The 25680-nt window shown below is 70.2% G+C and carries 26 protein-coding genes and 1 pseudogene; 13 read left to right on the top strand and 14 right to left on the bottom strand.

Annotated features, from left to right (window positions below; genetic code table 11):
* Positions 1 to 14: 14 nt before the first annotated feature.
* Entirely contained in the window at positions 15 to 1505 is a 1491-nt protein-coding gene (locus AC4D12_RS14435; protein ID WP_490950625.1) for an APC family permease, read from the top strand.
* Between the two features lie 117 nt (positions 1506 to 1622).
* On the opposite strand, the gene AC4D12_RS14430 is transcribed toward AC4D12_RS14435, so the two are convergent.
* Both AC4D12_RS14430 and AC4D12_RS14425 read right to left on the bottom strand, forming a co-directional pair.
* Positions 1623 to 2276 carry a peroxiredoxin-like family protein gene (locus AC4D12_RS14430; protein WP_490950624.1) on the bottom strand — a complete coding sequence of 218 codons (654 nt, stop codon included), beginning with the start codon at positions 2274 to 2276 and terminating at the stop codon, positions 1623 to 1625.
* 161 nt (positions 2277 to 2437) lie between these two features.
* Positions 2438 to 2941, bottom strand: coding sequence for a metallophosphoesterase family protein (locus AC4D12_RS14425; RefSeq protein WP_490950623.1), 504 nt, complete (start codon positions 2939 to 2941; stop codon positions 2438 to 2440).
* Positions 2942 to 3067: 126 nt separating this feature from the next.
* Between AC4D12_RS14425 and AC4D12_RS14420 the strand changes: the two genes are divergently transcribed.
* From AC4D12_RS14420 to AC4D12_RS14410, 3 genes are read left to right on the top strand one after another with little or no spacing between them, the layout of a single operon-like run.
* On the top strand, positions 3068 to 3259 hold the full coding sequence (locus AC4D12_RS14420) for a hypothetical protein (RefSeq protein ID WP_490950622.1): 192 nt from the start codon (positions 3068 to 3070) through the stop codon (positions 3257 to 3259).
* Between the two features lie 45 nt (positions 3260 to 3304).
* The gene (locus AC4D12_RS14415) at positions 3305 to 3685 is read left to right on the top strand and encodes a hypothetical protein (protein WP_490950621.1); all 381 of its coding nucleotides are present in this window, start codon (positions 3305 to 3307) and stop codon (positions 3683 to 3685) included.
* 37 nt (positions 3686 to 3722) lie between these two features.
* Positions 3723 to 4634 (top strand): SDR family NAD(P)-dependent oxidoreductase, encoded by a 912-nt coding sequence (locus AC4D12_RS14410; RefSeq protein ID WP_490950620.1) that lies wholly within the window; start codon positions 3723 to 3725, stop codon positions 4632 to 4634.
* Between the two features lie 55 nt (positions 4635 to 4689).
* Here the strand turns inward: AC4D12_RS14410 and AC4D12_RS14405 are convergent, their stop codons facing one another.
* The 4 genes and pseudogenes from AC4D12_RS14405 to AC4D12_RS14390 all read right to left on the bottom strand — a co-directional run.
* On the bottom strand, positions 4690 to 6351 hold the full coding sequence (locus tag AC4D12_RS14405) for a catalase (protein ID WP_490950619.1): 1662 nt from the start codon (positions 6349 to 6351) through the stop codon (positions 4690 to 4692).
* A gap of 113 nt (positions 6352 to 6464) precedes the next feature.
* Positions 6465 to 8207 (bottom strand): PHP domain-containing protein, encoded by a 1743-nt coding sequence (locus AC4D12_RS14400; RefSeq protein ID WP_490950618.1) that lies wholly within the window; start codon positions 8205 to 8207, stop codon positions 6465 to 6467.
* Positions 8208 to 8438: 231 nt separating this feature from the next.
* Positions 8439 to 8666, bottom strand: a complete 228-nt coding sequence (locus tag AC4D12_RS14395) for a hypothetical protein (RefSeq protein WP_490950663.1) — start codon at positions 8664 to 8666, stop codon at positions 8439 to 8441.
* Positions 8667 to 8785: 119 nt separating this feature from the next.
* Positions 8786 to 8854: pseudogene (locus tag AC4D12_RS14390) on the bottom strand (hypothetical protein); the annotation flags it as partial.
* A 175-nt stretch (positions 8855 to 9029) separates the two neighbouring features.
* Between AC4D12_RS14390 and AC4D12_RS14385 the strand changes: the two are divergent.
* Entirely contained in the window at positions 9030 to 9239 is a 210-nt protein-coding gene (locus AC4D12_RS14385) for a hypothetical protein (protein WP_490950617.1), read from the top strand.
* A 184-nt stretch (positions 9240 to 9423) separates the two neighbouring features.
* Here AC4D12_RS14385 and AC4D12_RS14380 read toward each other — a convergent pair whose 3' ends face one another.
* On the bottom strand, positions 9424 to 9570 hold the full coding sequence (locus AC4D12_RS14380) for a hypothetical protein (RefSeq protein WP_490950616.1): 147 nt from the start codon (positions 9568 to 9570) through the stop codon (positions 9424 to 9426).
* Between the two features lie 125 nt (positions 9571 to 9695).
* On the opposite strand from AC4D12_RS14380, the gene AC4D12_RS14375 reads away from it, so the two are divergent.
* Positions 9696 to 10205: a hypothetical protein gene (locus AC4D12_RS14375; protein ID WP_490950615.1), complete on the top strand. Its 510-nt coding sequence runs from the start codon at positions 9696 to 9698 to the stop codon at positions 10203 to 10205.
* Between the two features lie 28 nt (positions 10206 to 10233).
* Here AC4D12_RS14375 and AC4D12_RS14370 read toward each other — a convergent pair whose 3' ends face one another.
* On the bottom strand, positions 10234 to 11328 hold the full coding sequence (locus tag AC4D12_RS14370; RefSeq protein WP_490950614.1) for an alkene reductase: 1095 nt from the start codon (positions 11326 to 11328) through the stop codon (positions 10234 to 10236).
* Between the two features lie 204 nt (positions 11329 to 11532).
* Between AC4D12_RS14370 and AC4D12_RS14365 the strand changes: the two genes are divergently transcribed.
* A complete protein-coding gene (locus tag AC4D12_RS14365; protein WP_490950613.1) occupies positions 11533 to 13110 on the top strand; it encodes a DHA2 family efflux MFS transporter permease subunit in 1578 nt (525 codons plus the stop codon).
* A gap of 81 nt (positions 13111 to 13191) precedes the next feature.
* Here the strand turns inward: AC4D12_RS14365 and AC4D12_RS14360 are convergent, their stop codons facing one another.
* The 3 genes from AC4D12_RS14360 to AC4D12_RS14350 form a co-directional block, all read right to left on the bottom strand.
* Positions 13192 to 13674, bottom strand: a complete 483-nt coding sequence (locus AC4D12_RS14360; protein ID WP_490950612.1) for a hypothetical protein — start codon at positions 13672 to 13674, stop codon at positions 13192 to 13194.
* A gap of 101 nt (positions 13675 to 13775) precedes the next feature.
* Positions 13776 to 14642: an NAD-dependent epimerase/dehydratase family protein gene (locus AC4D12_RS14355; RefSeq protein WP_490950611.1), complete on the bottom strand. Its 867-nt coding sequence runs from the start codon at positions 14640 to 14642 to the stop codon at positions 13776 to 13778.
* Positions 14642 to 15646 carry an aldo/keto reductase family protein gene (locus AC4D12_RS14350; RefSeq protein WP_490950610.1) on the bottom strand — a complete coding sequence of 335 codons (1005 nt, stop codon included), beginning with the start codon at positions 15644 to 15646 and terminating at the stop codon, positions 14642 to 14644. The genes AC4D12_RS14355 and AC4D12_RS14350 overlap by 1 nt, the downstream gene beginning before the upstream one ends.
* Positions 15647 to 15756: 110 nt before the next feature.
* Here AC4D12_RS14350 and AC4D12_RS14345 point away from each other — a divergent pair, with 110 nt between their 5' ends.
* The 3 genes from AC4D12_RS14345 to AC4D12_RS14335 are packed head-to-tail and all read left to right on the top strand — an operon-like array spanning position 15757 to position 19636.
* Positions 15757 to 16791 (top strand): lipid II:glycine glycyltransferase FemX, encoded by a 1035-nt coding sequence (locus AC4D12_RS14345; protein ID WP_490950609.1) that lies wholly within the window; start codon positions 15757 to 15759, stop codon positions 16789 to 16791.
* A gap of 2 nt (positions 16792 to 16793) precedes the next feature.
* Positions 16794 to 17867, top strand: coding sequence for a lipid II:glycine glycyltransferase FemX (locus AC4D12_RS14340; RefSeq protein WP_490950608.1), 1074 nt, complete (start codon positions 16794 to 16796; stop codon positions 17865 to 17867).
* A 59-nt stretch (positions 17868 to 17926) separates the two neighbouring features.
* A complete protein-coding gene (locus tag AC4D12_RS14335; RefSeq protein ID WP_490950607.1) occupies positions 17927 to 19636 on the top strand; it encodes a threonine/serine exporter family protein in 1710 nt (569 codons plus the stop codon).
* Positions 19637 to 19663: 27 nt separating this feature from the next.
* On the opposite strand, the gene AC4D12_RS14330 is transcribed toward AC4D12_RS14335, so the two are convergent.
* Entirely contained in the window at positions 19664 to 20500 is an 837-nt protein-coding gene (locus AC4D12_RS14330; RefSeq protein WP_490950606.1) for a uracil-DNA glycosylase, read from the bottom strand.
* Positions 20501 to 20608: 108 nt separating this feature from the next.
* On the opposite strand from AC4D12_RS14330, the gene AC4D12_RS14325 reads away from it, so the two are divergent.
* From AC4D12_RS14325 to groL, 3 genes are all read left to right on the top strand, one after another.
* Complete coding sequence (locus AC4D12_RS14325) at positions 20609 to 20914, top strand: DUF3263 domain-containing protein (RefSeq protein WP_490950605.1); 306 nt, start codon at positions 20609 to 20611, stop codon at positions 20912 to 20914.
* Positions 20915 to 20947: 33 nt separating this feature from the next.
* A complete protein-coding gene (locus tag AC4D12_RS14320; protein ID WP_490950604.1) occupies positions 20948 to 21610 on the top strand; it encodes a LytR C-terminal domain-containing protein in 663 nt (220 codons plus the stop codon).
* Between the two features lie 370 nt (positions 21611 to 21980).
* Positions 21981 to 23615: a chaperonin GroEL gene (gene groL / locus AC4D12_RS14315; protein ID WP_490950603.1), complete on the top strand. Its 1635-nt coding sequence runs from the start codon at positions 21981 to 21983 to the stop codon at positions 23613 to 23615.
* Positions 23616 to 23731: 116 nt separating this feature from the next.
* Here the strand turns inward: groL and AC4D12_RS14310 are convergent, their stop codons facing one another.
* Together AC4D12_RS14310 and AC4D12_RS14305 are read right to left on the bottom strand one after the other, a co-directional pair.
* Positions 23732 to 24022 (bottom strand): WXG100 family type VII secretion target, encoded by a 291-nt coding sequence (locus tag AC4D12_RS14310; RefSeq protein WP_490950602.1) that lies wholly within the window; start codon positions 24020 to 24022, stop codon positions 23732 to 23734.
* 63 nt (positions 24023 to 24085) lie between these two features.
* Positions 24086 to 25672: a sensor histidine kinase gene (locus AC4D12_RS14305; RefSeq protein WP_490950601.1), complete on the bottom strand. Its 1587-nt coding sequence runs from the start codon at positions 25670 to 25672 to the stop codon at positions 24086 to 24088.
* Between the last annotated feature and the right edge of the window lie 8 nt (positions 25673 to 25680).

The following is a 25680-nucleotide window of genomic DNA, read 5'->3' as shown; positions in this document are numbered from 1 at the left end:
CCGGGCACCCCGCCTTGCTGCGCGACAAAGGGCTGTCGAAGGATGACCTCGGGCTGGCCGGCAGCATCTCGATCGGCCTCTCCTCGACCGCGCCGGTCTACTCGCTGGCCGCGAGCCTCGGGTTCGTCGTGCTCGCGGTGGGTGTCCACGCGCCCGCCGCGTTCGTCCTAGCGTTCGTCCCCATGCTGTTCATCGCCTTCGCCTACCGGGAGCTCAACGCCGCCGTCCCGGACTGCGGCACCACGTTCACCTGGGCCTCTCTCGCCTTCGGCAGGGTGACGGGCTGGCTGGGCGGGTGGGGCCTCGCGCTCTCGGGAATCGTGGTCCTCGCGAACCTGGCCGACGTGGCGGGCACCTATCTGTGGCTCCTCGTCGACGAGGAGCTCGCACGGAGCACTCCGCTCGTCACGGCCACGGGCGTCGCCTTCATCGCCGCGATGACGTGGACCAACTACCGCGGGATCGATCTCGGCGAGAAGATGCAACGCGTCACGATCATCGTCCAGTACGCCGTGCTCGCCGCGATCGTCGTGCTGCTCGCGGGGGCCCTTGCCACCGGGGCATCACCGACGTCGGTGCCGTTCAGCCTCGACTGGTTCAACCCGTTCGCGCTCGGCAGCCCCGAGACGGCCGTGTATGGAGTCCTGACAGCGCTGTTCGCCTACTGGGGCTGGGACACCTGTTTCGCCCTCAACGAGGAGACGCGCGGTCCGCGCAGCACGCCCGGCCGCGCGGCGGTCCTCTGCTCGGTCATCCTGCTCGTCACCTACGCGGGCGTGAGCGCGCTCGCGGTCGCCTTCGCCGGTGTTGGCACCGAGGGCATCGGTCTGGGTAACGAGGCCAACGCGGGCGATGTCTTCTACGCACTCAGCGGCGCAGCTCTGGGTCCGTGGGCGTGGCTCGCCGTCGTGGCCGTCCTCCTGTCGGCCGTCGCAGCGACGCAGACCACCATCCTCCCGACGGCCAGGGGCACGCTCGCCATGGCCGTGCACGGCGCGCTGCCCGCCCGGTTCGCCGAGGTGCACGGCAGGTACCGGACACCCACGTTCTCCACCGTCCTCATGGGTGTGATCGCGTCCGCCTACTACGTGGTGCTGACGCTCGTCAGCGACAACGTGCTCGCCGATTCCATCGCCTCCCTGGGACTCTTCATCGCGTTCTACTACGGCATCACCGGGTTCGCCTGCGTCTGGTACTTCCGGCACACGCTGCGCTCGAGCGGCCGCAATCTCCTGTTCCGGGGCATCCTGCCGTTCCTCGGCGCCCTTATGATGACGGCGGCGCTCGTGGTCTCCGCCGTGGTGATGCTGGATCCCGGCTACGGCGAGACGGCCGTGGCGGGGATCGGCGGCACGTTCGTGATCGGGATCGGGGCGCTCCTCCTCGGCGTCGCGGTCACGGCGGTCTACTACGCCGACCGCCGTCGTCGGGAGGCGGCAGACACCGCACTCGCGGGATTGCGGGAGTCCGTGGGTACGGCCGGCCGATCGTCCTCCGGCGACTAGGGCCGGGCGGCACCTCGGATGCGCCGTACCGGACGCGCTGCACGACGCCGAGCGGCCGTCCGCTGCGTCGGATACGCCCGGCGTCGGCTGCGCCGCGTGCGTCCGGCCTCGAGGATGTCAGAGCTGCCGCACCGCCTCCAGGACGGTCTGCACCTCCGTGCGGGAGGTGTAGTCCACCTGCACGTCCACGAAGCGGACCGTCCCCGTGGCGTCGACCACGAGGACCGTGGGGAACGGCACCCCCGGTGTGCCGTCCGCGTTGTTGTCCGCGACCTCGAAGCCGAGTTCGGTGTGCGCGCTGCGGGCCTCGGCGCTCGGCGCGGTGACGATACCGAGGGCCGCAGCGAGGACGTTGGCCGGATCCGACAGGACGGTGAAGCCGAGGCCCGCGGAACTCACCGTGTCCGCCGTGCGGTCAGGGTGCTGAGGGCTGATCGCCACCAGCCCGACACCCTGCTGGGTCAGCGACGGAAGGAGGTCGGCCTGGTAGGTCTTCAACGTGATGTTGCAGTAGGGGCACCAGGCCCCCCGGTAGAACACGAGGACCGCGGGGGCTCCGGCCAGCACTGTCGAGAGATCGGCGACGGAGGCGTCGGCGGTGAGCAGGGAGGCCTCGGGCAGCGCGTCCCCGACCTTCACGACGCCGTCGGGCAGGCCCGCCGCCCGCAGGTCCTCCTGCTCACCGGCGAAGGTCCGGGCGAGCACGGGCCCGATCTGCGCGTCGAAGCCCTCGTTGAACTCTGCGATCTGCGTTTCGATGCTGGTGGTCACGGTGATCTCCTTCGTGCGACGGGGCGGAGGGTCTGGGGTCGGTTCTGCTCCCGACCCTAGGGTGCCCTCCTGCGAGAGCCACGTGCCCCGCGTCATAGACCGACACAGACCCCGGCGCCCGGTGAGGATCACGCGCCCCGGTGGCACGCAGCGGTCCCGCGTCAGCGTAGCGCCAGCCGGTGCAGCTCCACCTCGAGCGCGCCGTCGGCGAAGGTGCCGGTCATGAACGTGCAGAACGGCTGACGGCGACGGTCCGTGGGTGAGCCCGGGTTGAGGAGCCGGAGGCCGCTGGGCGCGGTGGTGTCCCAGGGAATGTGGCTGTGGCCGAACACGAGGACGTCCACGTCGGGGTACAGGGCCGCCATGCGTGCTTCGCGGCCCTGCTTCTGGCCGGTTTCGTGCACGACGACGAGCCGGACACCGTCGAGCTCCGCCCGCGCGACGAGGGGCAGGCGCTCGCGTAGTTCGTCGCCGTCGTTGTTCCCGTAGCAGGCGATCAGCCGGCCCGATCGACGTTCGAGGTCGTCGAGCAGCGCGGGCTCGACCCAGTCACCCGCGTGGACGACGACGTCCGAGGCGTCGACGGCCGACCACACCTCGTCGGGCAGGCGCCGGGCCCGTGTGGGCAGGTGCGTGTCGGCCAGGAGTGTCAGGGTGAGCGGCATGAGGACATTCTGCGGCGCACCTCCGCCCGCCCGCACCGGCTCCGGCCGTCCGTGACAAGCGAAGGGCGCTGTGCCATGCTTCACTAAGCACACTTACTATTCGCCCGAGCGATCAGGAGGATCCCCATGCGCATCGACAAGTCCCAGATCATCGACCTGCTGAAGAGTCAGGGCAAGAACGACCACGCCGACCAGGCGCAGTCCGAACTGCCCGACCAGGTGGATCCGGAGCAGCACTCGGACCTGCTGGTGAAGTTCGGCATCAACCCGAAGGACCTCCTGGGGAAGATCCCCGGGCTCGGTGGCTTCGGAGGCTAGAACCATGCGGCGCACGCGCGCCGTCCACGAGCAAGGGAGTCAGCAATGGACATGAACCAGACCATCCTGATCGTCGTCGGGATCGTGGTGCTCCTCGCCATCATCGCGGCGGTGGCACTGCTCGCGAAGAAGCGCGGGACGGCGCAGCGGAAGCGCCAGGAGGAGCACGACCGGCACCGGGCGGCGGAGATGCGCGAGCAGGCCCGGTCCACCGAACTCGAAGCCCGTGAGCGTGAGGCCAAGGCCTCGATGGCCGAGGCCGAGGCCCAGCAGGCAGAGGTCCAGGCCGAGCGGCTGCGCCAGCAGGCCCAGGAACGCCAGACCGATGCACAGGGTCTGCGGGAGGAAGTGACCCATCATCACCAGGAAGCGGACAGCGTCGATCCCGACGTCGCGGCCGACCACGAACCCCGCCGAGGGCACTGAACGGTCCGATGACGCGACGCAGCACGGGACGGTCACGATGAGATCCTCCGAGACGGTCGTGATCACCGGTGCCTCCAGCGGGATCGGGCGGGCGACCGCGCGGCTGTTCGCGACATCCGGAGCACACCTCGTGCTCGCCGGACGGGACGCCGGGACCCTGGAGGCCGTGGCCATCGAATGCCGCGCGGCAGGCGCGGAGGTGATCACGGTCGCCACCGACGTCGGATCCGAGGCCGACGTCGGACGGCTCGCCAACGCGGCCCTCGCGGCGTTCGGGCGGATCGATGTCTGGGTGGGCAATGCCTCCCTGTACAGTTTCGGCACGTTCGAGCAGACGCCATCGGAGGTCTTCGACCGGCTCATCCAGGTGAACCTGCTGGGTCAGGTGTACGGGGCGCGAGCGGCGCTCGAGGTCTTCCGCCGGCAGGGCACCGGCACGCTGGTGTCGGTCGCGTCCGTGTACTCACGCATCACCTCGCCCCTCGTGGGCCCCTACATCACCAGCAAGTTCGGCCTCCTCGGCTTCCTCGAGGTGCTGCGCATGGAGCTGGCCGACACACCGGACATCAACGTCTGTGCCGTCCTGCCGGCCACGATCGACACCCCCATCCATCAGCACGCCGCGAACTTCACGGGCCGCGCCGTCCGTCCCCTTCCTCCGGTGACGGACCCGGAGCGGGTGGCGAAGGCCATCCTGAAGGTCGCTCGACGGCCACGCCGCGTGACGCAGGTGGGGCGGGTGCAGTCGGCTGCGGTCTATGCGCGGGTCCTTGCGCCGGCATTGTACGAACGCGTGATGGCGCGGGCCTTCCCGGCGATCGCACTGAAGTGCACCACTCTTCCCGTCAGTACGGGCAACCTGTTCGAGCCCGACCGCACCGTCACCGGCGAGACGGGCGGCTGGCGTCTGCTGGCGCGGACGCGTCGAGGCGCGCGCCCGCGACCCTGAGGTACATCGGGGGCGCAGGCGAGTGTGGCCGGCGCCCTCGATGAACCCGAACGGGTTACCGGCTGACGACCACGTGCTCGTTCGGCACGCAGTGCGTCATCGTGAGGCCCGAGACGTCTCGCGGCCCGTTGTTCCCGAGGTTGTTCAGGCGCAGCATTTCGTCGTCGGACAGGGTCTGGCTGGCAAGCGGCGCCAGGTCCCTGATCTCGTCGAGCCCGATGCCCAGACCGTCGCCCACACGGGCTCCCAGTTCGTCGTCGACGAGGTAGAAGTGCCAGACCATGCGTTCCTGCACGGCGCGTGCCGCCTGCCCGATCAGCGTGACGAAGTTGCCCACGAGGTCGTCCTTCTCCCACTGCTCCAGCAGCTGGTAGCGCTGGCCGGCCTGCAGGTAGTCGTTGGTGAGGGGGATGCGCTTGCGCGTCAGCCGCCCGTGGATCTCGGGGCCCTGGTCGTCGTGCGTGGGGTACTCACCCTCGCGGAGGCCGCCGGTGATGGAGGGCTCGTAGTTGACGTGGGGGTTCTGCCCGGGAGCGAGGTCCCTCGCGTAGGACATCTGCCCGCCGCTCTGGTTCGTGTGGACGGGCGCGTTCTTCGCCGAGTTCACGGGCAGCTGCAGGTAGTTCGGGCCCACGCGGTAGCGCTGGGCGTCGCTGTAGCTGAAGGTGCGGCCCACGAGCATCTTGTCGTCCGAGAAGTCCAGTCCGTCCACGAGCACGCCGGTGCCGAAGGAGATCTGCTCGTTCTCGTTGTGGTGGTCCGAGACGTTCCGGTTCAGGGTCATGGTGCCCACGAGCTTCGGCTCGAAGTCCTGCTCGGGCCAGGTCTTCGTGTCGTCGAGTGGGTCGAAATCGAGCTCCGGGTGGTCGCGGTCCTCCATGAGCTGCACGTACAGGTCCCACTTCGGGTAGTCGCCGCGTTCGATCGCCTCGAAGAGGTCCTTCGAGGCGTGGCCGAGGTCGGTCGCCTGGATGTTGGCGGCGTCCTCCTCGGTCAGGCTCTTCACGCCCTGCTGAGGCTGCCACGTGTACTTCACGAGCCTGGTGTCGCCGTTGGCGTTGACCCATTTGTAGGTGTTGACGCCGAAACCCTGCATGTGGCGGTAGTCCGCCGGGATGCCGCGCGGGCTGAAGAGGTTGACGAGCATGTGCATGGACTCGGGGGTCTGCGACATGAAGTCGAAGATGCGCGCGGGTTCCTGCCGGAACGTGATGGGGTCCGGCTTCAGGGAGTGGATGACGTCGGGGAACTTGATGGCGTCGCGGATGAAGAACACGGCGAGGTTGTTGCCCACCAAATCCCAGTTGCCGTCCTCCGTGTAGAACTTCACGGCGAAGCCACGGGGATCCCGCGCGGCTTCGGATGAGTCCCGACCACCGATGACCGAGGAGAAGCGGATGGCGACGTCGGTCTTCTTGCCGGGCTCGGAGAAGAGCTTGGCCCGGGTGTAGGTGGCGATCGGCTCGTCACCCCAGGTGCCGGTGGCCTCGAAGTCCCCGTAGGCGACGAACCCGCGGGCGTGGACGACACGCTCCGGGATGCGCTCGCGGTCGAAGTGGGTGATCTTCTCGAGGAACTGGTAGTTCTCGAGGGTCGCCGGACCCCGGGCCCCGACCGTCCGGGAGTTCTGGTTGTCGTAGACCTGGTGGCCCTGTCGGTTGGTCAGGACGGGACGATCGTCCCCTTCGGCGGGCGGCTGGCTGGCGACATCGGTCATGAGAATCTCCTCACAGCGGACTCTTGACGGGCGCGGTGGCGCGGGATGGTCCGGAGCATCCCGCAGACACTTTCGACGCTACCGAAGCCTCCGATGGTCAGCAACCTTGGTATTCACTCGACGACGTCCACGAACACCGGGTTCGCGTAGAACCACGTGTCCAGCCACGGGTCCGCCTCGACGGTGCCGCTGCCGTGGCGCTGCGGACCGGAGGGATCCACAGCGGCCCCGTGGTACCCGGCCCCGGTGCGGTTCCCGTCGCTGCCGCGGACGCGGAGGTAGAAGGGCCCTGCCACGTCCCGGAAGACGTGCGTCATGGTGGTGACTCCGCTGGTGCCGGAGACGTCGAACTGCCGGGTCACGGTCGTCCCGGGCGCGCGGAGGGCGTCGCGGTCGCTGACCGGTCCGGTCACCGGCCCGCTGATGACGTCGACGTGCGCGACGCGCGGCAGGATCCCAGCCGCATTGCGGTAGCTGGTCGGCGAGAGGGTGATCGTCAGCTCGACGTCGGAGCCCCGCCGCACCTTCAGGCGCGAGCCGAGCGTGACGCCGTCGGCCGCCCTTCCCTTGACCGGCTTCCCGTTCTTCTTCAGCTCGCGGACCCTGACCTCCAGGCCGGCGAGGAGATGGCCGTGGTCCACCCACATGCGGCCGCGGCGCATCGCGTCCAGCACTGCGGCGTAGGTCCTCTCGGTGACACCCGTGTGGAGCCGGCTGAACTGGCCCGGCCAGAAATCGCTGCCGCCCTGGGGCTGCCCCGTCTCCACCGGGTCGGGGCGCCGCCCCTCGACGCTCCAGCGGTCGAACTCGCTGGGCAGGCTGAGGTACGGCTCCCGTGCGGGGTACGGGCCGGTCCGGAGCGTGTCCTTGAGCGTGAGGTGGTTGTCGGAGTTCGTGGTGATCCAGAACGGCAGACCCTCGGCCAGGAGCGAGTCCCACACGCCGCCGACCGTCGCCGTCGCCCAGTCGAAACCGCCGTAGGGGCGATAGGCGTCCGCGGGGAACCCGGGGAAGCTGTACTGGCTCGGTGCGTTGGTGTACTCGCCGCGCTGATCGCCCGGCACGGTGTTCTGACTGATACCGCTGCCCTGCGCACCGGGCGCGCCCTCCATGCCGATCATCACGTCGCGGGCGGCGTCGCGCCAGGCCCGCAGTTCATGGGGCGAGTCGATGCCGAGGCGCAGGGGATGGTTGGCGAGGACGACGACGTCGTCCACGTAGCCCGTGCGGCGCTGCTCCGCGAGCCAGGCGATCGCCTCGACCGCCTTGCGCTCCGCGGAGCCCTCCTCGGGCGAGCCCGGGGCCGGCTTCTCCCAGCGGTTGAGCTTCCCGTCGAACACCAGCTCGAAGGTGCGCAGCAGGTCCACCTCGTGCACGCCGGGGGCCACGAGGACGGACGCGTGCTCCGCTGCCGGGATGTACCACTCGAGGCCCTGGAAGATCAGGAGCTCGGGGTGGAGGGCGCGCTGGGCGAGGATCTCCCTATTGGACTCGACCACTCCGCCGTTGTTCGCGTGCCCGAAGTTCGCGTGCTCCGTGAAGGCGAGCCAGTCGACCCCGTAGCGGCGGGCCTGCTGCAGTTGCTGCTCGATGCGGTACTTCGCGTCGTGGCTGTACTGCGTGTGCACGTGATGGTCACCGACGAGCCATGTGAGCTGCGGATCGCCCGCGGCGGCCGGTCCGTTGCCGTTGCCCGGAGCGGCGACGGCGGCTGCCGGCGTCAACGAGGCACCGGCTGCGGCGAGCGCTGCTGCGGACCGCAGGACCGTGCGTCGGTCCCAGCCGATCCCCGCGAGCTCCCGGTCCGCCGCCGCGACGTCGTGCGTTCCGGGGGTGGTCAGGTCACTGCTGCACATGGGGGTCCTCGCTGCCGGGGGGTGGGCCCCCGAGCCTAGGCAGCCCGGATGACGCGCGCATGAACCGCGGGCGAACGCCGTCCGAGGGTCAGCGGTCCGCCTCGTGCGCGGCGTAGCGATCGAGCAGGGCGGCCCCACCGTGGTCGGATTACTCTGCGAGGGCGGACCGCATGGCCTCGAGTTTCGCCGCACCTGCGGGGAACCGTGGGAGGAGGGGGACGTCGGGGTCGGTCACGACCTCGAGCACGAACGGGCGGTCGGCGGTGACGGCACGCTCCCACGCGCCCGCCAGATCCGCGGGGTCCGTGACCGGACGCCGTCGAGACCGAGCAGCCGACCGTAGGCGGCGGCGTCGACGTCGGGCAGGGACTGGCTGGCCTCGAACTGCGGCTCGCCCTCCATCTCGCACTGCTCCCACGAGACCTCCGTGAGGTCCCCGTTGGTGAGCACGCACACCACGAACCGTGGGTCCTGCCACGTCCGCCACAGCGAGGCCACCGTGACGAGTTCGGCCGGCCCGCCATCTGCTGGGCGCCGTCGCCCGTGAGGACGACCACGGGCCGCTCGGGCCGCGCGAGCTTCGCCGCGATGCCGTACGGGACACCCGCGCCCATGCAGCCGAGCGTGCTCGACAGATGCGCGGGCACGCCGCGCGGCAGCCGGAGCTGGCGGGCGTACCAGTAGACGCACCGGCTGCCCGCCGGGAATACGAAGGACACTGACGGTCAATCACCGGGGGCAGTCCAGGAAAGCGGCGGAAAAGCGTCACCGGGGCGTGAAAAACCCTCGGCAGGCATGGGTCGGGGCGGGTAGCGTGAAGGCATGATCACCGTTCCCGAGAACTTCCCGCCGTCCTACATCCGTTTCCTCGAGGCCCAGGACGAAGGCTTCGCCGAGACGGTCCTCATGGTCATGAAGCAGTCGGTGGCCGAGGGCAAGCACGGCATCCTGATCAGCGACCAGGCCGTGGACCGGGGTGCCGAGACCTCGAAGGAGGTCCCCTTCGGGGAGATCGTCGTCGGGACCCGCTGACCGGCATCGCCGCGCCCGAGGTGAACCTCCCCGCCGGGAAGTGACGACGGCAGCGCACTCACGACGGCAGCCCGGGGAGGACCCCAGCACGGAGAAGAAGCGCCGACCCGAGGGGTCGGCGCTTCTTCCATGGGCGGCTCTGTCGGCGGGACGCCGTCACCGTCCGGGGGTCACGGTCCGGGAATCACTGGCCGGGTTCCACCTGGTCATCGGAGTCGGCGCCCTCGGCCGGGTCCTCGGGGTGCACCCTGATGTCCGCCGGGTCCGCGTCGGTGTCCCCCTCGGCAGGGGACTCGTTGTGGATCCGGTCGTCGTTCACGTTCTCCGACATGCGCTCGTCCTTTCGGTTCCGGGGAACGGCGGCTCCCTCACCGGCAGTCTACGGATCACCGTCGGGCGGGGAGGGTCCGGAATCTGCACGTGACGGCAGATGGTCAGCGTGCTTACCATCGAGCCATGGACGGAACATGCCCCTTTACGGCCGCCGGCGGCGGTGCGCGTTCGGCACTCCCCGCGCTGGTGGGGCTGGTGTCCATGGGGTTGGCCTGCGCCGCCCATGTCCTGTCCGGCGGCGTGCTGCCCACCGTGCCCATCCTCTGTGGCCTGGCGGCGTTGTCGGCGCTCACGGCAACCGTCGTCGCGCGCCTGGCGCTTCCCGGGTGGGCCGTGATGCTCGCGCTGGGCGCCGCTCAGCAGGTGCTGCACTGGCTGCTCGGAGGACTGGCCGGGGCAGCGTCGTCGTCGTACGGTCCAGCCGGCACGGCGGACCACCACGGGGGCGCGGTGCCCGTGGGAGGGGCGGCAGCCGGGGGTCATTCGCCCGAGATCATGCTCATGCTCCACACGCACCTCGCCGTCGCACTGCTGATCGGCTGGATGGTGGTGCGGGCTCCACAGCTCGCCCGGTGGACGGATCGTCGCCGGAGCGGGCGGACCGCCGACGCAGAGGAGGGCGCCCCCGTCTGACGGGGGCGCCCTCCGGCTGCGAGCGGCTCTACCGGACGGTGCTCTTCGCGTCGTCGTAGAACGGGTAGTCGATGTAGCCCTCGGGACCCTCCGAGTAGAACGTCGAGGGATCGGGCTCGTTCTCGGGCAGGTTCTCGTGCCACCGCCGCGCGAGATCGGGGTTGGCGATGGCCGGGCGGCCGACGACGACGGCGTCACCCACACCGTCCTCGAGGATCGAGATGGCCTCGTCGCGGTTCGTGATGACGCCGAAGCCGCTGTTGATCAGGACGGGCCCGGCGAACCGACGGCGCAGGTCCTGCACCAGCTCGCCCGTCGGGTCGGCGTGCAGCACGCTGAGGTAGGCGAGTCCGAGGGGCGCGATGGCGTCCACGAGCGCGCCGTACGTGGTGTGGACCTCCGCCGCCTCCGTCTCGAGCGCGTCCTGGATGTTGTGCTCGGGCGAGATGCGCAGGCCCACCTTTCCGGCGCCCACCTCGGCCGCGACGGCGGTGACGAGCTCGATCACGAACTGCGCGCGCTTCTCGGGTGAGCCACCGTAGGAGTCCTCGCGGTGGTTGGACCCCGGCGAGAGGAACTCGTGCAGCAGGTACCCGTTGGCGCCGTGCAGCTCGACGCCGTCGAACCCGCCCACCTCGATGGCCCTCCGCGACGCGGTGACGAAGTCGTCGATGACGCCCTGGAGCTCCTCGCCCTCGAGGGCGTGCGGCACGGGATAGGGCTGCTTGCCCTTGCTGGTCCTCGTGGTGCCGTCGATCGCGATGGCACTCGGTGCCACGACCTCGTACCCGCCGTTGGTGTCGGGGTGCGTGACCCGGCCGGCATGCATCACCTGGGCGACGATGCGTCCGCCGTCGGCATGCACCGCATCGGTGACGCGCCGCCACCCGGCGAGCTGCTCGTCCTCGACGAGGCCGGGCTGGCCGGGGAAGCCCTGGCCCGCGTGGCTGGGGTACGTGCCCTCGCTCACGATCAGACCGAGGGAGGCGCGCTGGCGGTAGTGCTCGACGACGATGTCGCCGGGCACGCCGGCCTCACCGGAGCGCACGCGCGTGAGCGGCGCCATGACGACGCGGTTGGGGAGTTCCAGTGAGCCGAGCGTGAGGGGGGAGAACAGTTTCATGAGGCCTTCTTCCGACGGAGGGTTGTCCTACCGGGCGGTAACCGGGCCGCCGGGGGAGCTATTCCGTCTGTGGCGGGTGTCACGCGCCCGGCATCCGGCCCGCATCGGCGGGGGCAGGGCGCAGGCAGGATGGTCGCGGCGCGACGGCGGTGCCACACTGATCCTGGCCGCGCAGGGCGGCCTCGGCTCGGACGGGTGGTGCGCGTGCGTGAGATCAGGATGTCCTCGGCGTCGGGTCGGTGGATCCTCGTGGCGACGGTGCTCGGTTCCGGGATCGTCGGGATCGACGCGACGGTGGTGAACGTGGCCCTCCCGACCATCGGGCAGGACCTCGGTACCGGCTTCGGAGCCCTGCAGTGGATGGTCACCGCCTACACCCTCACGCTCGCCTCCTTCATCCTGTTGGGCGGGGCGCTCGGCGACAGGTACGGGAGGCGCCGGGTGTTCGTCGTCGGCGTCGTCTGGTTCGCGGTGGCGTCCCTCCTCTGCGGGGTGGCTCCCGACGCCGGAACGCTCATCGCGGCGCGCGCCCTGCAGGGCATCGGCGGTGCGCTCCTGACCCCGGGCAGCCTCGCGATCATCCAGGCGTCGTTCTCGGGGGAGGACAGGGCGCGGGCCATCGGTGCGTGGTCCGGGCTGGGAGGCGTGGCCACGGCCATCGGGCCCTTCCTCGGTGGATGGCTCGTCGAGAGCGTGTCCTGGCGGTGGGTGTTCCTCATCAACGTGCCCCTCGCCGCCGTGGTGGTGTGGATCGCTGCGCGGCACGTGCCCGAGTCCCGGGACGTCCGCGCGACGGGCCGGCTGGACATCCCGGGGGCCGTGCTCGGGGCGGTCGCCCTCGCCGGGGTCACCTACGCGCTCATCGAGGCACCGACACGCGGCGCGGGCGCTCCGGGCGTGATCGGCGCCGCGGTGGTCGGGCTCGCGGCGGGGGTCGCCTTCCTCGTCGTCGAGGCACGCGTGCCGAACCCCATGCTGCCCCTCGCCGTCTTCAGGAACCGTCAGTTCAGTGCGGCGAATGCCGTCACGTTCGTCATCTACGCGGTGTTCGGCGGCATCTTCTTCCTGCTCGTGGTGCACCTGCAGGTGGTCGCCGGTTTCGGCCCTCTCGCATCGGGCACGGCGATGCTCCCCATCACGGCCCTGATGCTGGTGCTCTCGCCGACCGCGGGGGCGCTGGGTGCTCGCATCGGCCCGCGGCTCCCGATGGCCGTCGGTCCCCTGATCTGCGCCGTCGCGCTGGTGCTGATGCTGCGGATCGGTCCGGGAGCCTCGTACGTCGTGGACGTCCTGCCCGCGGTGATCGTGCTGGGCCTCGGATTGTCACTCCTCGTGGCGCCGCTGACCTCCACGGCGCTGTCCGCAGTTCCCGAGCACCAGGCCGGGCTCGCCTCGGGGGTGAACAACGCCGTGGCCCGTGCGGCCGGTCTGATCGCGATCGCCGTCCTGCCGTCCGCGGCCGGATTGACCGGCGACGCCTACGACGACCCGGCCGTGTTCGGCGCCGGCTTCGACGCCGCGTGCCTGATCGGCGCCGTGCTCCTGGTGATCGGCGCGCTCCTCGCGGCAGTCACCATCCGCAATACCGCCGCCATCCTGGGCCGCGCCGGCTCCGGTGGCTCCGCCCTCGGAGCCAGCGTCGATCGACCCGGTCACTGCGCCGTCGACGGGCCGCCACCCGCTCCCGCTGCGCTGCGGCTCTCGCGGTCCGACGACGTCCACGCGCGCGGCGCCGACGGTGCCGGTGAGCCCACCGGGACGGACACGGCTCCCCGCGCCTAGGGGCAGACCGTGCCGGTCCCCGGCACGACGAAGCCCCGGGAGGTGGCTCCCGGGGCTTCGTCGTGCATCAGGGCGCGGGCGCTACCTGATGTCCTCCTGGTCCATCGCGTTCAAGGGGGACCCGCCGCGGTTGGCCGGGTCGTCGCTGGCGTCGACCTCGTCGTCCTCCATCATGCCGAAGTCGACGTCGGCCGCTGCCTGGCCGATCATGGGTACCTCCGGCGGAAGCTGCTCGTCGCCGTGTTCGAAGCGCGCCTCGGCGGTTTCTTCGCGGAGCGTCTCATCGCTGAGGATGCCCTCCTCGCCCGTCTGCGTGACGCCGTTCTCGTCGTCGCCGCTCTCGTTCGTCTCGATCCCGTCCTCGCCGCTCGCGTTCACGCCCGGCTCGTCCTGCAGCAGGGGATCCTCCTGCCAGCGGTCCGGGTTGAGTTCGGCCGCGTCCGCGTAGGCGTCCGGCTGGCCCTCGAGCACGGGGTCGAAGCCCTCGGGTGCCAGGGAGTCGTTCGGCACCTCGGGGTTCTCGCCCACGATGGTCAGCTCTTCATCGGGAAGGTTCTCGGTCATCGTCTTCTACCTTTCGTCGGGCTGTCACATCGTCAATCATCAGCCTACTGATCATCGGGTCGCGGCGACAATCCGTCGTCGCCTGAGGCGGACGCCGCCCGTCAGACGTGGTCGCGCCAGCTGTGCTGCGGTTCGAAGCCGAGCACCCGCCTGGCCTTCTCGATCGACAGCAGCGTCTCGTGCTCGCCGACCTCACGGGTGACCTCGACGCCGGGGAACACCTCCGCGGCGAGATCCGCGCTGGCGCGGCTCATCACGGTGTCCGCCGCGGCGATGATGAAGCGGTCGAAGCCCGGGCCCGCGTTCTCCAGGGCCTTCAGCACGGACTGCGCACCATCCCGGCCGTCGATGTAGCCCCACAGGTTCCACTTGCGGGCCAGGGGATCGGCATCGAAGGAGGGGAACTCCGCGTAGTCCTCGGGGTTCATGACGTTGGAGAACCGCAGCGCCGTGATGCTGAGCTCCGGGTCCCAGCGCGTCAGTTCGATCGCGAGCTGCTCCTCGAGGTGCTTCACGAGGGAGTAGGTACTCTCAGGCCGTGCCGCGTACTCCTCGTCCACCGGGATGTAGGGGGGAGGGGTGTCGAACGGCAGCCCCAGCACCGTCTCGCTGGAGGCGTAGACGATCTTCCGGATGCCGGCCCTGCGGCTCGCCTGGAACACGTTGTAGGTGGCGATCATGTTGTTGTGGAACGTCGCCGCGTCCGCCTGCAGGCCGGCGGCGGGGACGGCACCGAGGTGCACCACGGCGTCGAGCCCCTGGTGCGTGTCGTCCACGCTCTGGAAGGCGTCCACCACCTGGCCGTAGTCGCGCAGGTCGATCCTGACGAAGGAGGGGCTGCGCTCGCCGTACTGGTCCAGCTCGACGACGGTGTGGCCGGCGTCGCGCAGCCCGCGCACCACGCTGCGGCCGAGTTTGCCGTTGGATCCTGTGACGGCGACGGCGAGCCCGTTGCTCCCGGTGGCCATCAGGCGGGCCGCTTCTCGGGGGAGACGGTCTTCGCGACGTCGGTCTCGGCGAGGTCGCCGATCGCCTCGTCGATGGCCTTCAGGACATCGGCCTCCAGCGTCACGCCCGCTGCGGCCGCGTTGGACTCCACCTGTTCGGGTCGCGAGGCGCCGATGATGGCGGATGCCACGTTCGGGTTCTGCAGCACCCACGCGATGGCGAGCTGCGCCATGGTGAGACCCACGCCCTCGGCGATCGGGGCGAGCTTCTGCACGCCGGTCAGCACCTCGTCACTCATCCACCGCTTGATCATGTCGGCGCCGCCCTTGTCGTCGGACGCACGCGTTCCCTGCTCCGGCTGCCGGCCCGGCTGGTACTTGCCGGTCAGCACGCCCTGGGCCACGGGTGACCAGACGATCTGCGAGAGCCCCAGTTCCTCCGACGTGGGGACGACCTCGCCCTCGATGACCCGCCAGAGCATCGAGTACTGCGGCTGGTTCGAGATGAGCTGGAAACCGAGCTCCTTCGCGAGGGCGTGGCCGTCGCGGATCTGCTGCGCGTTCCACTCACTGACTCCGATGTACAGCGCCTTCCCCTGGCGCACCACGTCGGCGAACGCCTGCATCGTCTCCTCGAGCGGCGTCGCGTGGTCGTAGCGGTGCGCCTGGTACAGCTCCACATAGTCCGTCTGCAGGCGCCGCAGCGACCCGTCGATCGACTCCATGATGTGCTTGCGGGACAATCCGACGTCGTTGTGTCCCTTGGGGCCCGTGGGCCAGTAGACCTTCGTGAAGATCTCCAGCGACTCGCGGCGCTCGCCCTTCAGTGCCTCGCCGAGGACGGTCTCCGCGGCCGTGTTCGCGTAGGCGTCCGCCGTGTCGAAGGTGGTGATGCCGACGTCGAGGGCGGCGCGTACGCACTGCGTGGCGACGTCGTTCTCCACCTGCGAGCCGTGGGTCAGCCAGTTGCCGTAGGTGATCTCCGAGATCTTGAGTCCGCTGTGTCCGAGGTGTCTGAAGTCCATAGCGCGATGCTAGCCCGGTCCGGTGCCGCGGCGGTAGGTCACCTCAGGCAACCAACGTCGCCGCCCGCCGCCGTGCGGCGGTGCGGAGGCCTGCCGTAGACTCGATCACCATGACCATCCGCCTTGCGACGCCTGACGAGCGTGCCCGCTGGAACACCCTGATCGCCCGTAATCCGGATGGCGGGAACGTGATGCAGGGGCAGGAGTTCGCCGAGCACAAGCGTGTCACGGGGTGGACGCCCGTGTACCTGATGGCCGGCGACGTCGCCCTCGCGGTGCTGCAGAAGACCGTCCTCCCGCTCGGCCGGTACTGGTACGTGCCGAAGGGGCCCGGCGTCCACGACGTCGACGCACTGCTCGCCCTGCTGCCGCAGCTGAAGGCGTTCGCTGCCGGTCGCGGCGTGTTCGGTATCCGGCTGGATCCGGAGCTCCCTGCCGACGCCGCGGCGGCGCTGGGCGACGCGGGCCTGGTGCGCACCACGAACGTGCAGCCCAACGTCTCCACCGTGGTCCTCGACATCTCCGGCGAGCTCGACGCGATCGAGGCCTCCTTCGGCTCGAAGACCCGCTACAACATCCGTGCGGCCCGGAAGGCCGGCGTCGAGACGCGCGTGGTCGAGGTCGACGACGAGACCTGCGCCCTCTTCTACCGCCTGCTCGCCGAGACGGCGGAGGGCAGCTTCTCCATCCGGAGCGAGCAGTACTACACGGGGTTCTGGCAGCGCCACGCACGTGCCCAGACGGGGGCCTTCCTGTTCGCCTCCGTGGACGGCGAGGTGGTGGCGGCCGACTTCCTCATGGTGCTCGGGGCGAAAGCGAGCAGGAAGGACGCCGCGAGCACACGCAAGCGCACGGTCCGCGGCGCCAGCGCCCTCCTCGAGGTGGCTGCCATCGAATGGCTGAAGGCGCGCGGTGTGACCGAGTACGACCTCTGTGGCGCCCCGCCGTCGAGCGAGGCCAAGAACAAGGACCATGAGCACTACGGCATCGGGATGTTCAAGACAGGCTTCAACTCCACCATCACGGACTTCGTGGGCACCTTCGACCTGGCGGTCGCGCCGCTCCGTCACCGCGCCTGGCTCCGCATCGGCGAGCGGGTGGCGCTGAAGATGCACCGCGTGCGCCACCACGAGAGCTGGTACTGAGCATGGCGACCTTCACGGCCCGTGCGGCGACGGCGGAGGAGGTGGGGCGCTGGGACGAGTTCGTCACGGCCAACCCGCTCGGCGGGAACATGCTGCAGTCCGCCCCGTTCAGCCGGCTGAAGCAGCGGCAGGGCTGGCTCCCCGTCCACCTTGCCGTCGAGGGCGAGGCCTACACGAGCTACGTCATCGCCTATGAGCGTTCCGTGCCGCTGCTCGGAGCGCTGTGGTACCTCATCAAGGGGCCGGACACCGCGACGTTCGAGGAGGTGCCCGGCTTCGTCGACGCCGTCGTCGAGTACGCGAGACGCCGGCGCGGCCGCGTGTTCGCCGTCAAGATCGAACCCGATTTCCCCGACACCGAGGAACTGCGACGCACCTTCACCGACGCGGGACTCGTCAAGACGTTCAACATCCAGGCGAACGACAGCACGGCGATCCTCGACCTCGGACCCGACGAGAACCAGGTGCTGCGGAACCTCTCCTCCCGCGGACGCAATGCCGTGCGTCGCGCACTCCGGGACGGCGTCGAGGCCAGGCGCGTGGAGCCCACCGAGGAGACGTACCGCACCATGTACGCGCTGATGGGCCAGGCGCAGCAGGGCCGCCTCTCCGTGGTGCCGCGACCCTTCGAGTACTACCGCGCGTTCTGGCAGGAGTTCGTCGACGCCGGCATGGGCCGGTTCTACTTCGTCCACGAGGACGGACGGCCCTCGGTCGGTGCCTTCGTGATCCTGTACGGCAGGAAGGCGACCTACAAGGACGGCGGCTCGCTGCCCAACCGGAAGCAGTACGGGGACTCGCACCTCGTCCAGTGGGAGGCGATCCTCGACATGAAGCGTCTCGGCGCGGTGGAGTACGACTTCTGCGGCACGCCCCCCGCCGATCGGCTCAAGGACAAGGACCATCCCCAGTACGGACTCGGGATGTTCAAGACGAGCTTCACCAAGACTGTGACGGACTTCGCGGGTTGCTACGACGCCGTCGTCCGCCCCCGCACGTATCGTGTGTGGCATGCCGTGGGGGAGCGCGTGGCGCGCCAGATCCACTGGCGACGACACCGGCAACCTTTCTACTGACAGGTCCGGCAGGACCACGGGCCCGACGGGCCCACGCATGAGGAAACACGAGGTGGGACATGGCGGACGGTGACCGCGACGACGCCGAGGTGCGAGCACCCCGGACGAACCCCTCGCCGGTCGCCGAGGCGCTCCCCGTCATCCGGCGTCCGTTCGACCCGAGCCCGGAGGAGCGCCGCAGGCTGACCGAGGGGTCATCGGCTACCGACACCCCTCCGGCGTCCGGTGGTTCGTCCCTGGATGCCGGAGAGCCCCCGCGGAAACCCGGCCGTCCGGCGCCGAACCGCGCCCGACGGCAGCGGGACGCGGTCACGCGGCCCACGGACGCGCTGCCCACCACGCCGCAGAGCGTGCCGAGGTCGGGCCGCCCGAACGTGGCCGCACGCACCGTGCTCCGACGCCTGGTGCAGGGGGAGGCGCCTCCCACGCAGGCCATGAGCATCGTGGAGCGGCTGGCGGGGAGCCCGTACGCGAACCCCACCATCCAGGTCGGGGGCCCTGATGCGAACGCCCGGAAGGCCCTCGACTTCGCCCTGAACCTCGCGGAGTCGATGTTCCGCTACGGGGCGGGCGCGCTCGAGGTCGAGACCAGCATCATCGCGGTCACGGCCGCCTTCGGCCTCGATCACATCGAGGTGGACATCACCAACCAGTCGGTGGTGATCAACTACTCCGCGCGGGACCAGACTCCCACCACCGTGCTCCGGGTGGTGCGTTCCTGGACCAACAACTACGCGGGGCTCACCGCCATCCACCGGCTCGTCTCCGACATCATCGGCGGGGGCGTCTCGCGCACGGAGGCGGCGCAGCGGCTCGACGCGATCACCCACCGGTCCAAGCCGTTCCCCCGCTGGATGGTCACGGCCGCGTTCGGCATCTTCTCGGCGGCGATCGTCGCGTTCGTCGGTGGTGGCCCGCTGGCGTCGCTCGTGGGGTTCGTGAGCTGCATCGCGGTGGACCTCGTGAGCCGCAAGCTCGGGGAGTGGCGCGTGCCGGAGTTCTTCTCGGTCGCCACCTCGTCCGCGCTCGTCACCCTGACCGCACTCCTGTTCTGGTGGCTCCGCGTGCCGATCGCCCCGGCGCTGGTGGTGGTGGGCGGGATCCTGCTCCTGCTGCCGACGGGGCGGCTCGTCTCGGCGATGCAGGACGCCATCAACGGGTTCCCCGTCACCGCGGCCGGCCGATTCCTCTCGTCGCTGCTCGTCTTCGCGGCGCTGGTCGCCGGGATCGCCGTCGCCCTCGTGGCCGGTGCAGCGCTCGGCGTGCCCGAGCTGGAGGTCCTCGAATCGTCCGGGTCGCAGTATCCGTGGCCGGTCGTGGCGGTACTGATCTTCATCGCCGTCGCGATGATCTGCATCGCGGAGCAGACGGACGTGAAACTGGTGGTCCCCACGTCCCTCGTGGCGGTCGCGGGCTACCTGCTGCTCATCAGCGCGACGGCGGCCGGCGTGGGGTACCGGCTCGCCCCGGCGCTCGCGGCGATCCTCATCGGGATGCTGTCCCGCGTCGTCGCGCTGCGGCTCGGTGCGCCGCAGCTCGTGGTCGCGGTGCCGGCGCTCCTGTTCCTGTACCCCGGACTCACCATCTTCCGGTCCATGTACACGCTGACACTGGACACGGGTGTGGTGTCCGAGGGGGCGCTCGGTCTCTTCAACGCGCTCACGGTGGTGCTGGCCATCGCCGCGGGCGTGGTGCTCGGGGACAACCTGGCCCGGCCCCTCACACGGAAGCTCACCTCGGAGCAGCGCCAGCGGAACCGCCGCCGTTAGCGAGCGACGCCGAGGGCCGTCCCGACGTCAGGCCCTGCGGGAGGCCGTCCGGGACCAGTCCACCGGTTCCGCGCCCTGCTGCACCAGGAGCTCGTTGGTGCGGCTGAACGGACGTGACCCGAAGAACCCGCGCGACGCCGAGAGCGGGCTGGGGTGGACGGACTCCACGGTCGGGGTGCGGCCGAGCAGCGGCTTGAGCTTCGCGGCGTCCTTGCCCCACAGGATCGCGACGAGCGGCGCGTTCCTGGCCACGAGCGCCCGGACGGCGGCGTCCGTGACGTGCTCCCAGCCGAGCCCACGGTGCGAGGCGGCCTCGCCCGCGCGGACGGTGAGTACGCGGTTCAGGAGCAGGACTCCCTGCTCCGACCAGCCCGAGAGGTCCCCGGTAGAGGGTTGCCGGCCCCCGACGTCCGTGGACAGTTCGCGGTAGATGTTGGCGAGGCTCCGGGGGATGGGCAGGGTGGCCGGGTCGACGGCGAAACTGAGTCCGACCGCGTGCCCGGGCGTCGGGTACGGGTCCTGACCCACGATCACCACCCTCACGTCCTCCAGAGGTGCCGTGAACGCCCGGAGGATGTGGGCGGGCTCCGGCAGGACGCGGAGGCCGCGCTCGAGGTCCGCGGCGAGGGATTCGGCGATACCGTGCAGTTCGCCCTCGGCGGGTGCGAGGGCCTCCGCCCAGTCCGGCGCCACCAGCTGCCCGAGGCTCGCCGGGGCGGCGAACGGGAAGACCCTCGCTCCCACCGAGGCGTGGCTCGCCCGCGGCCTCGGCGCCGCCTCGGGGGAAGGTGCCGCGCGGCGTCGTGCAGTCGGGCGCCGGGCGCTGTCCGGCAGGTCGAACAGGGCGGCGTCGTCGTGATCCATTCCCCCATTGTGCTGCGCACCCGGCGGACGCGTGCCGCAAATGACACCGGTGTGATTCGGAACTACCATGGGTGGACGCGCGCGAGCCGAGGGAAGGCGACGAGGACCATGACGGAGCAGCTCCGACACAGCGACGACGCCGGGAACCCGGCCGGGGCACGCCTGGTGCTCGGCGACCGCGAGCAGCGCATGCTGGCGCTCGAGCGCGAATGGTGGAAGTACTCGGGAGCCAAGGAACAGGCCATCCGGGACCTCTTCGACATGTCGGCCACGCATTACTACCAGGCCCTCAACGTGCTCATCGACACCGAGGCGGCCCTCGCGCACGACCCGATGCTCGTCAAGCGGTTGCGGCGCCTCCGGACCACCCGCACACGCGCACGGTCCGCTCGCCGCCTCGGCGCGGACATCTGAGACCCGCGGACAACCGAAGGACCTGCCTGACCCATGAGTGAGCATCCGAGCGACGAGTTCGACAGGGTCCCCGAATCCTCGGCACGTCAGGGTGTTCACCGCCAGCGGCTCATCCCCGCCCGCGCCGGCGGGCTGGCCCTGAAGATCACGGTGGGCGTCCTCGCCCTCCTCCTCGTGGTCGCGGCCGCCATCCTGCTCCCGCGACTCGGCCTCACCGGCTCCGACGATCCGCCGGCCGCCTCCGCGGGCGGCGCCACCGCGTCCTCGGATGCCGGCCCGGCGGCCGGCCCGAGCGCGGGCAGCGAGGATCCCGCCGCGACCGCCGGCCCGTCCGGCGGCACCGACCCCACCGAGGGTGCTGATCCGTCCGAGAGCGCCGGGACGCCGACCGGCACCGCCACGGAGCCCGGCTCGGTGTCGGCGGACCGGGCACAGGTGGTGAACGTGCTCAACGCGACAGGGTCGCCCGGACTCGCCACCGTCGCCGCCGGGCGGCTCGCGGCGGCCGGCTGGACGTCGGCGGTCCCGGGCAACTGGGCCGGAGCGCCTCTCGACACCTCGGTGGTCTTCTACAACGGCGAGGTGCAGCGCGCAGGTGCGGAGGCCGTGGCCGAGGATCTGGGGATTACCGACGTGGTCGACAGCCCCGATGTGTCGCCGGACATCTCCGTGGTGCTCGGGCCCGAGTTCCAGTAAGCCCTGATCGTCCGGGTCGGGGCCACGACGGTTGGTCCTGCCGAGGAACCCCGCAGCGAGGCCCCATAGGGCACGCGCCGAGCACGTCCCGCGGGCCCTCGAGCAGGGGAGTGGACGCGTCCGTCGAGCGTCGCCCGAGCGCATGAGGAGGTTGCACTCGGTGGGTGTGAGTGCTAATTATTGAGTTAGCACTCGCGCGCGCAGACTGCTAAGGCTGAGCGTGACGGGTGAAGCAGCGAACCTCTGTGGTGGGGGTGCGTCCGGAGCGTGAAAGAGATCGCCCCGGATTCATCCGGCCGTCGCGGGCACCACGCACAGGCGAGCAAACACGAGCTTCAGATGCAACCGTCCCGAAAGGACCTACGCCGTTATGGCCAAGATCATTTCTTTTGATGAAGAGGCCCGCCGCGGCCTCGAGCGGGGACTCAACATCCTCGCCGACGCCGTCAAGGTGACCCTCGGCCCCCGTGGCCGCAACGTGGTGCTCGAGAAGAAGTGGGGTGCCCCCACCATCACGAACGACGGCGTCTCCATCGCCAAGGAGATCGAGCTCGACGACCCGTTCGAGAGGATCGGCGCCGAACTCGTCAAGGAGGTCGCCAAGAAGACGGACGACGTCGCAGGCGACGGAACCACCACCGCCACCGTGCTCGCCCAGGCCCTCGTCAAGGAAGGCCTGCGCAACGTCGCGGCCGGAGCGGACCCCCTGAGCCTCAAGCGCGGCATCGAGAAGGCCGTCAAGGCCGTCATCGACGAGCTCCTCGCCTCGGCCAAGGAGATTGAGACCAAGGAGCAGATCGCCGCTACGGCGTCCATCTCCGCCGGCGACACGCAGATCGGTGACCTGATCGCCGAAGCGCTCGACAAGGTGGGCAAGGAAGGCGTCATCACCGTCGAGGAGTCGAACACCTTCGGCCTCGAGCTCGAACTCACCGAGGGCATGCGCTTCGACAAGGGCTACATCTCGGGGTACTTCGTCACCGACGCCGAGCGCCAGGAGACGGTCCTCGAGGATCCGTACATCCTGATCGTCAACTCGAAGATCAGCAACGTCAAGGATCTCGTCGCGGTCCTCGAGAAGGTCATGCAGTCCGGCAAGCCGCTGCTGATCATCGCCGAGGACGTCGAGGGCGAAGCCCTCGCCACGCTCGTGGTGAACAAGATCCGCGGCACCTTCAAGTCCGTGGCCGTCAAGGCCCCCGGCTTCGGTGACCGCCGCAAGGCACAGCTCGCCGACATCGCCATCCTCACCGGTGGCCAGGTCATCGCCGAGGAGGTCGGACTCAAGCTCGAGACCGCCACCCTCGACCTGCTCGGTACCGCACGCAAGGTCGTCGTGACCAAGGACGAGACCACGATCGTCGAGGGAGCCGGCGAAGCCGACGCCATCGCCGGCCGCGTGGCCCAGATCCGCGCCGAGATCGAGAACTCCGATTCCGACTACGACCGCGAGAAGCTGCAGGAGCGCCTGGCGAAGCTCGCCGGCGGCGTTGCGGTCATCAAGGCCGGAGCGGCAACGGAGGTCGAGCTCAAGGAGCGCAAGCACCGCATCGAGGACGCCGTCCGCAACGCGAAGGCTGCCGTCGAGGAGGGCATCGTCGCCGGTGGTGGCGTGGCCCTCATCCAGGCCGGCGCCAAGGCGTTCGCCAACCTCGAGCTCACGGGTGACGAGGCGACGGGCGCGAACATCGTCCGCGTCGCCATCGACGCCCCGCTCAAGCAGATCGCCTTCAACGCCGGCCTCGAGCCCGGCGTCGTCGTCGACAAGGTCCGCAGCCTCCCGGCCGGTCACGGCCTCAACGCCGCCACCGGTGTGTACGAGGACCTGCTGGCCGCCGGCGTCAACGACCCCGTGAAGGTCACCCGCTCGGCCCTGCAGAACGCAGCGTCGATCGCAGGCCTCTTCCTCACCACCGAGGCCGTCGTGGCCGACAAGCCGGAGAAGGCAGCACCTGCCGGCGGCGGCGACGACATGGGCGGCATGGGCGGGATGGGCGGCTTCTAGCCCCCACCTACCGCTGACCGCGCACGTCCGCTCAGCACGACACAGCACGACAAGGGCGGCACTCCCGGAAGGGGGTGCCGCCCTTGTGCGTTCGGCGACGGGCGTCGGCGGACGAGTCAGCTCATGAACATCCGGGCGTTGCTCTGCTCCGCCTCGGCGTACTGCTGCGTCGCGACGTTCAGGGACTCGTTGATGCCCGTCAGCGACTCCTCCACCTGCTGCTGGGTGGCACGCCACTGCACGATGAGCTGCTGGAAGTTCGTGGCCGCCTGACCGGTCCACAGGCCCTCGAGCTCCCGCAGTCCGGCCTGCATCGAGTTCACCTCCGCCTGCAGGCGCGCGATGGTGCCCTGGACCTGGGTGCTCTTGGCGGCCAGGCTGTCGGTGTCTACGTTGAAGAAGGCCATGATGTACTCCCGTGTGCTCGCGGTTCCTTGACGCTTCCGACGCTAGGGCACCCGCCGCGCGGGTCAGCGGCTGTCGGCTCTTCTGTGGATAATCGGGCGCGACGACGGAGGCTGTGGAGGAGTGATGCCCCCGGCGGTGGGAGGCCGCTGGTCCGTCGCCGTGCTCCCGCCGGATGCGGACCGGACACCGTCGCCCGTCACGGCGCCCTCTAAGACGGGCGCCTCGGGAGGCACGTGCGGCAGCCGGATGGACAGGGTGGCCCCGCCGCCGGGCGTCTCCTCGAGCCGCACGGAGCCGTCGTGCTGGGCCACCAGGGCCGCCACGATGGCGAGTCCGAGTCCCGTTCCCCCGGTCTCGCGCTGCCGGGAGGTGTCGGCGCGGTAGAAGCGCTCGAAGACGCGTGCGCCGTCCTCCTCGGAGATGCCGGGGCCGTGGTCACGCACCTCGAGGACCGAGTCGCTGTGACCGTGGAGCACGGGCGCCACGCCGACGGCGATCTCGATGGGCGTCCCCGGAGGTGTGTAACGCAGCGCGTTGGTCATCAGGTTGGCGACCACCTGCCGCAGACGGGCCTCGTCGCCCATGGTGGGTGCGCTCGAGGGTTTCCCGCCGTCGAGCCCCACCACGGTGACCGAGCGGTCCGGCGCCGTCGCGCGGGCATCGAAGGCCGCATCGTGACCGAGGGCCAGAAGGTCCACGGGCCGCACTTCGGGGGGCCGCTGCTCGTCGATCCGTGCGAGGGTGAGCAGGTCCTCGACGAGCTGGCCCATCCGGATGGCCTCGCTCTCGATCCGGCTCATCGCCGCGGCGACGTCCTCGTCCTTCTGTAGCGCGCCATGCCGGTAGAGCTCCGAGTAGCCCCGAATGGTCACGAGGGGGGTGCGGAGTTCGTGCGAGGCGTCGGCCACGAAGCGGCGCATCTTCGTCTCGGACGCCGTCCGGGCGGCGAAGGCGCGTTCGATGTGCGCGAGCATCGCGTTCAGTGACCGGGAGAGCCGTCCGATCTCCGTGGCGGGGCGTTCCACCGTCACGCGCCGCGAGAGGTCCCCGGCCGCGATGGCCGACGCCGTCCTCTCGACGCGCGCCAGCGGCGCGAACTGACGCGTCACCAGGCCGAAGGCGATGAGGGACGCGAGGGCGATGGTCACCAGCCCGGAGGTCGTGACGATCTCACCTGCCTCCTGCAGGGAGTCGTTGACCGTGCTGAGACGGGAGGCCATCACGAGGTGACCGTCGGTGTTGCTGAACGGGAAGACCCGTACGCGCCACCCCTGGCTCCCCGGGGCCGTGCCGGCGACGTCGAAGCCCGCGGTGTCCAGCTCGTCGATCCGCTGCTCGGAGAGACCGTCGAGGTTCGGCGCATCCTCGGACCCGGAGGGCTGGCTGGTGAAGACGACGCCACCGTCGGCGTCCACCACGGCGGCGTAGAACCGCAGCAGGGAACCGTCCGACGGCGTCTCCTCGCGGTAGATCTCCCGCGCGACGCTCTCGGCGTTGCTCTCGAGGTCCTGGTCCAGCCGGTCGATCAGACCGTCGCGCAGGAGTGAGACCGTCGCGAGACCGGTGACCCCCACGGCCACAATCATGAGCAGCATGATGATCGCGACGAGCTGCGAGCGGAGCGATGCCGCGTTCCAGCGCCTGATCAAGGCCGTGG

Source organism: Arthrobacter sp. TJ-266, from assembly GCF_058269115.1.
The sequence above is the reverse complement of the archived record's forward strand: the minus strand, read 5'-3'. Positions and strand labels throughout refer to the sequence as shown.

Excerpts from the sequence above, each read along its gene's own strand:
- AC4D12_RS14425 (WP_490950623.1), bottom strand. The coding sequence starts at position 2,941 with ATGCCGCTCACCCTGACACTCCTGGCCGACACGCACCTGCCCACACGG.
- AC4D12_RS14420 (WP_490950622.1), top strand. The coding sequence starts at position 3,068 with ATGCGCATCGACAAGTCCCAGATCATCGACCTGCTGAAGAGTCAGGGC.
- AC4D12_RS14415 (WP_490950621.1), top strand. The coding sequence starts at position 3,305 with ATGGACATGAACCAGACCATCCTGATCGTCGTCGGGATCGTGGTGCTC.
- AC4D12_RS14410 (WP_490950620.1), top strand. The coding sequence starts at position 3,723 with ATGAGATCCTCCGAGACGGTCGTGATCACCGGTGCCTCCAGCGGGATC.
- AC4D12_RS14405 (WP_490950619.1), bottom strand. The coding sequence starts at position 6,351 with ATGACCGATGTCGCCAGCCAGCCGCCCGCCGAAGGGGACGATCGTCCC.
- AC4D12_RS14400 (WP_490950618.1), bottom strand. The coding sequence starts at position 8,207 with ATGTGCAGCAGTGACCTGACCACCCCCGGAACGCACGACGTCGCGGCG.
- AC4D12_RS14385 (WP_490950617.1), top strand. The coding sequence starts at position 9,030 with ATGATCACCGTTCCCGAGAACTTCCCGCCGTCCTACATCCGTTTCCTC.
- AC4D12_RS14380 (WP_490950616.1), bottom strand. The coding sequence starts at position 9,570 with ATGTCGGAGAACGTGAACGACGACCGGATCCACAACGAGTCCCCTGCC.
- AC4D12_RS14375 (WP_490950615.1), top strand. The coding sequence starts at position 9,696 with ATGGACGGAACATGCCCCTTTACGGCCGCCGGCGGCGGTGCGCGTTCG.
- AC4D12_RS14370 (WP_490950614.1), bottom strand. The coding sequence starts at position 11,328 with ATGAAACTGTTCTCCCCCCTCACGCTCGGCTCACTGGAACTCCCCAAC.
- AC4D12_RS14360 (WP_490950612.1), bottom strand. The coding sequence starts at position 13,674 with ATGACCGAGAACCTTCCCGATGAAGAGCTGACCATCGTGGGCGAGAAC.
- AC4D12_RS14355 (WP_490950611.1), bottom strand. The coding sequence starts at position 14,642 with ATGGCCACCGGGAGCAACGGGCTCGCCGTCGCCGTCACAGGATCCAAC.
- AC4D12_RS14350 (WP_490950610.1), bottom strand. The coding sequence starts at position 15,646 with ATGGACTTCAGACACCTCGGACACAGCGGACTCAAGATCTCGGAGATC.
- AC4D12_RS14345 (WP_490950609.1), top strand. The coding sequence starts at position 15,757 with ATGACCATCCGCCTTGCGACGCCTGACGAGCGTGCCCGCTGGAACACC.
- AC4D12_RS14340 (WP_490950608.1), top strand. The coding sequence starts at position 16,794 with ATGGCGACCTTCACGGCCCGTGCGGCGACGGCGGAGGAGGTGGGGCGC.
- AC4D12_RS14335 (WP_490950607.1), top strand. The coding sequence starts at position 17,927 with ATGGCGGACGGTGACCGCGACGACGCCGAGGTGCGAGCACCCCGGACG.
- AC4D12_RS14330 (WP_490950606.1), bottom strand. The coding sequence starts at position 20,500 with ATGGATCACGACGACGCCGCCCTGTTCGACCTGCCGGACAGCGCCCGG.
- AC4D12_RS14325 (WP_490950605.1), top strand. The coding sequence starts at position 20,609 with ATGACGGAGCAGCTCCGACACAGCGACGACGCCGGGAACCCGGCCGGG.
- AC4D12_RS14320 (WP_490950604.1), top strand. The coding sequence starts at position 20,948 with ATGAGTGAGCATCCGAGCGACGAGTTCGACAGGGTCCCCGAATCCTCG.
- groL (WP_490950603.1), top strand. The coding sequence starts at position 21,981 with ATGGCCAAGATCATTTCTTTTGATGAAGAGGCCCGCCGCGGCCTCGAG.
- AC4D12_RS14310 (WP_490950602.1), bottom strand. The coding sequence starts at position 24,022 with ATGGCCTTCTTCAACGTAGACACCGACAGCCTGGCCGCCAAGAGCACC.